The 6,164-nt window shown below is 44.3% G+C and carries 9 protein-coding genes; all 9 read left to right on the top strand.

Features of this window, described 5'->3' with window-relative positions; genetic code table 11:
- Positions 1 to 116 precede the first annotated feature (116 nt).
- The 9 genes from ACOV1R_RS15675 (at position 117) to ACOV1R_RS15635 (ending at position 5,986) form a co-directional block, all read left to right on the top strand.
- Complete coding sequence (locus tag ACOV1R_RS15675) at positions 117 to 563, top strand: DUF4767 domain-containing protein (protein ID WP_262336898.1); 447 nt, start codon at positions 117 to 119, stop codon at positions 561 to 563.
- Positions 564 to 629: 66 nt separating this feature from the next.
- Positions 630 to 986 (top strand): hypothetical protein, encoded by a 357-nt coding sequence (locus tag ACOV1R_RS15670; protein WP_013355305.1) that lies wholly within the window; start codon positions 630 to 632, stop codon positions 984 to 986.
- A 594-nt stretch (positions 987 to 1,580) separates the two neighbouring features.
- Complete coding sequence (locus ACOV1R_RS15665; RefSeq protein WP_097558256.1) at positions 1,581 to 1,964, top strand: hypothetical protein; 384 nt, start codon at positions 1,581 to 1,583, stop codon at positions 1,962 to 1,964.
- Positions 1,954 to 3,801, top strand: coding sequence for an acyltransferase family protein (locus tag ACOV1R_RS15660; protein ID WP_003641171.1), 1,848 nt, complete (start codon positions 1,954 to 1,956; stop codon positions 3,799 to 3,801). The genes ACOV1R_RS15665 and ACOV1R_RS15660 overlap by 11 nt, the downstream gene beginning before the upstream one ends.
- Positions 3,802 to 4,041: 240 nt before the next feature.
- Positions 4,042 to 4,296 (top strand): GlsB/YeaQ/YmgE family stress response membrane protein, encoded by a 255-nt coding sequence (locus ACOV1R_RS15655; protein WP_003641172.1) that lies wholly within the window; start codon positions 4,042 to 4,044, stop codon positions 4,294 to 4,296.
- A gap of 11 nt (positions 4,297 to 4,307) precedes the next feature.
- On the top strand, positions 4,308 to 4,853 hold the full coding sequence (gene amaP, locus ACOV1R_RS15650; RefSeq protein WP_003641173.1) for an alkaline shock response membrane anchor protein AmaP: 546 nt from the start codon (positions 4,308 to 4,310) through the stop codon (positions 4,851 to 4,853).
- Positions 4,854 to 4,865: 12 nt separating this feature from the next.
- Positions 4,866 to 5,048, top strand: a complete 183-nt coding sequence (locus tag ACOV1R_RS15645) for a hypothetical protein (protein ID WP_003641174.1) — start codon at positions 4,866 to 4,868, stop codon at positions 5,046 to 5,048.
- 14 nt (positions 5,049 to 5,062) lie between these two features.
- Positions 5,063 to 5,485 (top strand): Asp23/Gls24 family envelope stress response protein, encoded by a 423-nt coding sequence (locus tag ACOV1R_RS15640; RefSeq protein ID WP_003644046.1) that lies wholly within the window; start codon positions 5,063 to 5,065, stop codon positions 5,483 to 5,485.
- A 60-nt stretch (positions 5,486 to 5,545) separates the two neighbouring features.
- Positions 5,546 to 5,986: an Asp23/Gls24 family envelope stress response protein gene (locus tag ACOV1R_RS15635; RefSeq protein WP_003641176.1), complete on the top strand. Its 441-nt coding sequence runs from the start codon at positions 5,546 to 5,548 to the stop codon at positions 5,984 to 5,986.
- Positions 5,987 to 6,164: the final 178 nt, after the last annotated feature.

The raw sequence follows: 6,164 nt of genomic DNA, 5'->3' as shown, positions 1-6,164 counted from the left end.
TAAGCTCGCTCATGTTTATCTGGCTACGGTCTACATTGCCTCAATTTGCATCTTACTTAAGTAGTTTTAAGACGGACCCTAGTAATAATAATTATACGCAGGTCTTTGCACAAAATATGACAAGCACTAGTTCAACAACAGCAGCTAATCAGAAAGACGGTGTGCTGTGGAATACTAGCAAAAACAAGCAGTTAGACGCATTTATGACGCAATGGTCACAGACAATGAACCAGGATTATGCCAAGTATGATGGCGTGCATGAGTTAGACATTTCGACCGGATTATTGTATCCGCGTGATTTGTCGGATGTCATCGTCAAGGGACAACGGGCTTCGATTGCCTGGGCACCCAGTGGTAAGGGCACACATGAATACAACGTTGTCGCGATTTACAACCACGATGGGACCGAGCCGCCACTGCCTAACCATATTACCTATTTCTTTGCGTTTAGAAATGACAGCCCAATCGTGCTCGTTGATCAAAGCCGGGATGGGACGCCTACTCTGGGAGAGACTGAGAATGTGAAACTTAAAGAGGGTTTTGTTCGAATTGCCAGGAATTAATAAAAAATGAAAGCTTGAATGATCGTCATGCAGGTAAATAAGTATATACAGCAACGGAGGAAGTAGATGACAGTTTCTAAGAAAAGTATCATCGGCGTTATTATTGGTATTGTAGTGATTGTGATTGCCATAATTGCACTGAAGCCACGCGGTTTGCAGGGAACGTATACAAGTACAAGTGAAGAATTGGGAACCGATACGATCGTTTTTGATGGCAAAAACTATAAAGAAACAGTCGTAAAAACGGTTGACGTGTTGGGACATAAAAAAACTTACAGGGACAAATATAGCGGCACATTTAATGTGGAAGATAATGAGGTAACCTTTGAGGGCAAAACCGCTAATGGAGCGACTGCTAAACTTTCTAAAGATAAAAAAGTATTATCAATACAAAATGGTCAGCAGCTAATGAAAAAAGAGTAAGCATAATAGCAAAAGGCGGTCACTAATTGGATGGTCAGTCGGTAGCACATGCTTAAATGTAGTGTATATTGAAGAAAAGACAATGAAATTCTCAAACTATGATACGTGTAGCGCGCTGCCCATCAGCAAGGGTGCATAGTACTGCTCAGACGGAGTCGGTTACTTTGAGATATTGTCAATTCTTTGTTGATATGTTGCTCAGGGCAAATTGGGTGACTGGAACTGATTTGCTGTAACGATGAAAGTAATTACTTAAAAAAGCAGTCAAATGCGATGAGTTGACTGCTTTTTCGTGTCTCAGAGTAGTTATGATTGATTTTTAGTTGAGTTTATCAAAGTTGACGTAGATGATGGTGAAAAATCAATAAGTGGTAATTTTCATCTACCCGATAGACTGAATATTTAGTAATATATTAATTAGTATAACTATTAGAACTGTTTTAATTATTTAATTAAACAAATTTATATGTGCTATTACTTGTAAATCATTGTTTTTGGGCAATGATTGAGATGGTCTGTGTAAACCCGTAGACGAATGGGAGAGTCTGTGGTGTTGATTACAAGGGGAATTAAGGTTGTGAAAGGAATAGAGGTATGGGAAAAATCAGTAGCAGAATGGTCTTTGAAATTATCACGATTATCGGTATTGTCACTTTTGCCGTTATCAGTCTAACACCATCAACGGCGAAGCAGCAAAGTGTGCAATTGGATCACGGACGGATGAGCTACAGCGGAGCCGTTTTGAAGCACAAGTTTGACGGTCAGGGTACGTTGCAGGTTAACAAACAGGGGCGCTACGTGGGTAATTTTACCAATGGCCGGTTTGAAGGTGCAGGCGAATTCATTGCACCGAACGGGTGGCGCTTGCAAGGCAACTTCAGCAAGGGTGCGTTGAATGGTGTGGTCAAACTGCGGGTCGGCAACAAGACTTATGCCAAAAAAATTACGAGGGACGGTAAGTTAGAAAATGCGGATTAAATGGTTTAGTTTAGTACGGATAACGGGACTCGTGCTGGTATTGACGTATCACTTTTTCCAAACCCAGTTTACTGGTGGCTTTATCGGGGTGGACATCTTCTTTACCTTCTCAGGGTTTTTGATTACGTCATTAATGGTGGACGAGTTTGCTCGTTCGGATAACTTTAAACTAATGGCTTTCTATGGTCGCCGGTTTTATCGAATTGTGCCACCATTATTTATTGCGGTGTTATTGGTGCTACCGCTAACTTACTTGATTGATCACGATTTTGTGACCGACATTGGTAAGCAGGTCGCGGCGGCTCTCGGATTTACGACTAATTATTTTGAAATTGCGACGGGTGGCAGTTATGAAAACAAGTTTATTCCGCACTTATTTGTCCATACGTGGTCATTAGCGGTTGAAATGCACTTTTATATTTTATGGGGCCTGATTGCGTGGTTGGTCGCTAAAATCAGTCGGCGGTTGGCGAGTGGTCGGCGCGCATTGACCCGTTTTCGTTGGGGCTTAGGGCTGTTGACCACTGCCTTTGCGATTGAAAGCTTTGTCATGATGTACTTTGGCGCGGTCGGCTTAAAGGACTTTTCACCAGTCTACTTTTCAAGTCTGACCCACTGTTTTCCGTTCTTTGTCGGCGGGCTTATCGGTGTCCTGAGCGGCATCAAAGCTCAAGGGCCAATCTATCGTTGGACCACGGCGCACTGCAATCCGATCATTGCGGGCGCGGTGATGCTTATTAGTTTTATATTGTTAGTTGCTTTAGGCGACCGGATGAAGTTCGATGCGCTACAAACGTATCAGGGTGGGCTGTTACTGGCTACTGTACTCGCTGGCATCATGATCTATGGCGCCCGGTTGTTGCATGACCACACGCCGAACCTCAAGGAACCGCGGTGGATGACGTTCTTAGCGGATGTGAGCTATAGCGTGTATCTCTATCACTGGCCGTTGTACGTGATTTTTTCACACATGATGGTCAACTGGTTGGCGGCGCTGCTCACGACGGTACTGTCGATTATCCTATCCGCGTTGTCATACTACGTGTTAGAACCAGTGATTGCGGGCAAACGCGCCCACGTTTTCGGTCATACAGTGACGTGGCGACAGTTGCAGTTACCCGTTATCACCGCAGGAGTGTTGTTGGCAGTTAATACCGGGGTCGTAGTCAAAAATGCGCCGCAACTTTCGACACTGGAACAGAATTTATGGGTGAGCGGGATTTACCAAGATATTGATAAAATCGGAACGACTCATGAAGCTGTGCTCGCGGCCGTGACGCCCAAGAAGAAGCAGGCAACGCCTAAAGGTGACCAAGAAAAGGCACCAGGCGTTTCCATTATTGGTGACAGTGTCACGCTGGGGACGCGGAGCTACCTGGGCGATCACGTCGCGAACAGCAATATTGATGCGGAGGGCGATCGGACGATGAACCTGGCATATAAAGTCATGATGAACCAGCAGCGAAGCCATACGTTACGGCAGTACGTGGTGATTTGTATTGGGACCAACGCGCTGGATGATTACGAAGAACAAACCATGAAGATCATTCATGACTTGGAGCCGGGGCACAAGTTGATTCTGATGACACCTTATAATGCCCGGGCCGATGCTGACTGGAATTCATCAAAGTTGGCCGTTTTGGAACGGCGTCTGCCAGCTAAGTATAAGTTCATTACGGTTGCCGACTGGGGCAAGATTGCGGCGCAACATCCAGAAGTTTTCAAAGGGACGGATGGCGTACACTTCGGTGGCATTCGGGCTGGTGATATTTTATACGCCAAGGTAATCAATCAAGCATTGACGGCAGCCAAACAGACTCCGGCTAAACCAGCCTAATCTAGCTAAGTCAGAGCAGTTATTAGTAGTCAATTTAATAGAAATAATCAGCTTGCGATGTAACAATTGGCAGGCTGATTTTTTTATGTTTGTGGTTAAATTGCGAAGCGGCGGGATTCGTTGATGGTAATTGTTCAGATTTTAAGTGACAATTCGACCAGTGTGCATATTAATTGTCCCAAAATTAAATTATGGTTATCATAAGCATGTACTCAAATATAACTGTAAGGAGTGATTAGAATGTTAGGATGGCTATGGTCATTAATTGTTGGTGGTGTCATTGGTGCGTTAGCAGGTGCGATTACCAGCCGTGACGTTCCAATGGGGATCATTGGCAATATTATTGCCGGTTTAGTTGGTGCCTGGATTGGTCAAGCATTGCTTGGAACTTGGGGACCTTCGTTAGCTGGTATGGCATTGGTACCCTCAATCTTAGGTGCTATTATCTTAGTATTAATCGTTTCTGCAATCTTCGGCATGCGTAAGAAACGTTAGGCGGTGATTAGATGAGCCGCTTAGCTAAGTTTACGGTGACGTTAGTCGGAATTGTATTGGTGTTATTAGCGGTTTTTGAACTGGGTCAGTTGTACCCGATCCCGTGGTTGACGTCCTGGTTAGCTGATCTGACGATTAACTACCCAATGGTTTGGAGTATCTTATTGATGGTCTTTGCCATTATTGCCGGAATCGTTGGTATCTTATTGGTAATTGTCGGCTTGTTTCGACCAGTTAAAGTCAGCACGTTGACGTATGATGGCAAGGTTGGCCAGTTAACGATTCCGCAACGGGCTTTGGAACGTGATTTGCAGTACCGACTCGTTAATCAGTTGAATCTAATTGATCCTGAGGTTCACTTGAAATTACGGCGTCGTCGCCGGGTACGAGTAAAGATTGATGCGATGGTTAATACTGACGCATCGTTAGAAACCACGGCCCAACAGGCGGCAACCTTGGCACAGGACTATTTGAAGAATCAATTGGGATTGACGGTCGAACAACCGGTAGTGCAAGTTAAGCCAGCAAATCACCAGCGTAAGTTAACCGTGGTGTAAAGGAGGGTCCTGATGAGTAACGCACAGTATGGTTTTCTGATTGGACTGCTTTTAGGTATCGTCTGGGTATTAACCAGTTTTTCGGCAGTCTTATTAGTCGCAGTTTTAGGGCTGATCGGCTGGGCGATTGGACGGTTTGTCCACGTCGATTTGGCTGCAGTTAGTCAGAAGTTGAGTGAGTATTTATCTAAATAATGGGAGGAATTACAATGGCACAACCAGAACAACAATTACAGACTCAATTGACGTTTGATGACGGTGTGATTGAAAAAATCGCCGGTCTAGCTTCACGCAATGTTGACGGCGTGTTATCCCTAGAAGGCGGCATGTTAAGCAATTTAACGAACCGCTTTCGTGATGAAGCTGACCCGACGCAGGGGGTTGACGCCCAAGTTGGTAAGAAACAAGTTGCTTTAGATATGACGATGATCGTTGAATATGGTAAGGACATGCGACAAATCTTCAATCAAATTTGTCAACGTGTTCAGCAAGATGTTGAACGGTATACTGGCTTGAAGGTCATTGAAATTAAGGTACATGTCAGTGACGTCATGAGCAAGCGTGATTGGCAAGATCAGGCCACTGGCAAACCAAATACGGATCAATCAACAGATAAGCGGCAAGTTGAATAGCACGGTCGTTTAGAGTAGTCATTGGTAAGACGATTTTTGACAAAACAAGGAGGAATTTTGATGGAAGCAACAGCGACATCTTTAAAACCAGAAGTTGTTTTTGACGATACGGTATTGGCAAAGATTGCTAGTAACACGGCCCAAGAAGTTGAAGGGGTATTGAGCTTACAGGGAAATCTGATTGATGATATTTCCAATCGCTTTACGGATAAGGATCGCCCGCAGACCGGCGTTTCAGTGGATACCGATGACGATGACCAGACGGTTGGAATTGAATTGACGGCCATTCTAGCTTATGGCAAGAATGGTCAGGAGATTCTAGCACGGGTGGCGGATAAGGTTGCCAAGGCCGTTAAATCAATGACTGGTTATCAAGTGACTAAGTTAAAATTAGTCGTTAAAGACATGTTAACGACAGAAGAGTGGCGGCAACAAAATGACAAGCAAGAAAAAGCACCAGAAAAGAAACACCCAGAACCAAAGGATGACGGCCCACATTAATGGCAGCCGTAATGGTTAAAGGTACTCGCAAATTAGGCGGGTACCTTTTTTAGTGATGAGCGTTACATGAAGAAATATCCTGAGCTAAGTTCGTAATTGGTAGATTGCAAATTTAATCCGAATTTTTGGACAAATTTGTCAGCATAACCTGATACGGTGTTTGCCAGTCGAGTATTTT

This window comes from Lactiplantibacillus sp. YT640 (assembly GCF_049745435.1).
GTDB lineage: Bacteria > Bacillota > Bacilli > Lactobacillales > Lactobacillaceae > Lactiplantibacillus > Lactiplantibacillus plantarum.
This window is presented reverse-complemented; position numbering and strand designations above follow the sequence as displayed.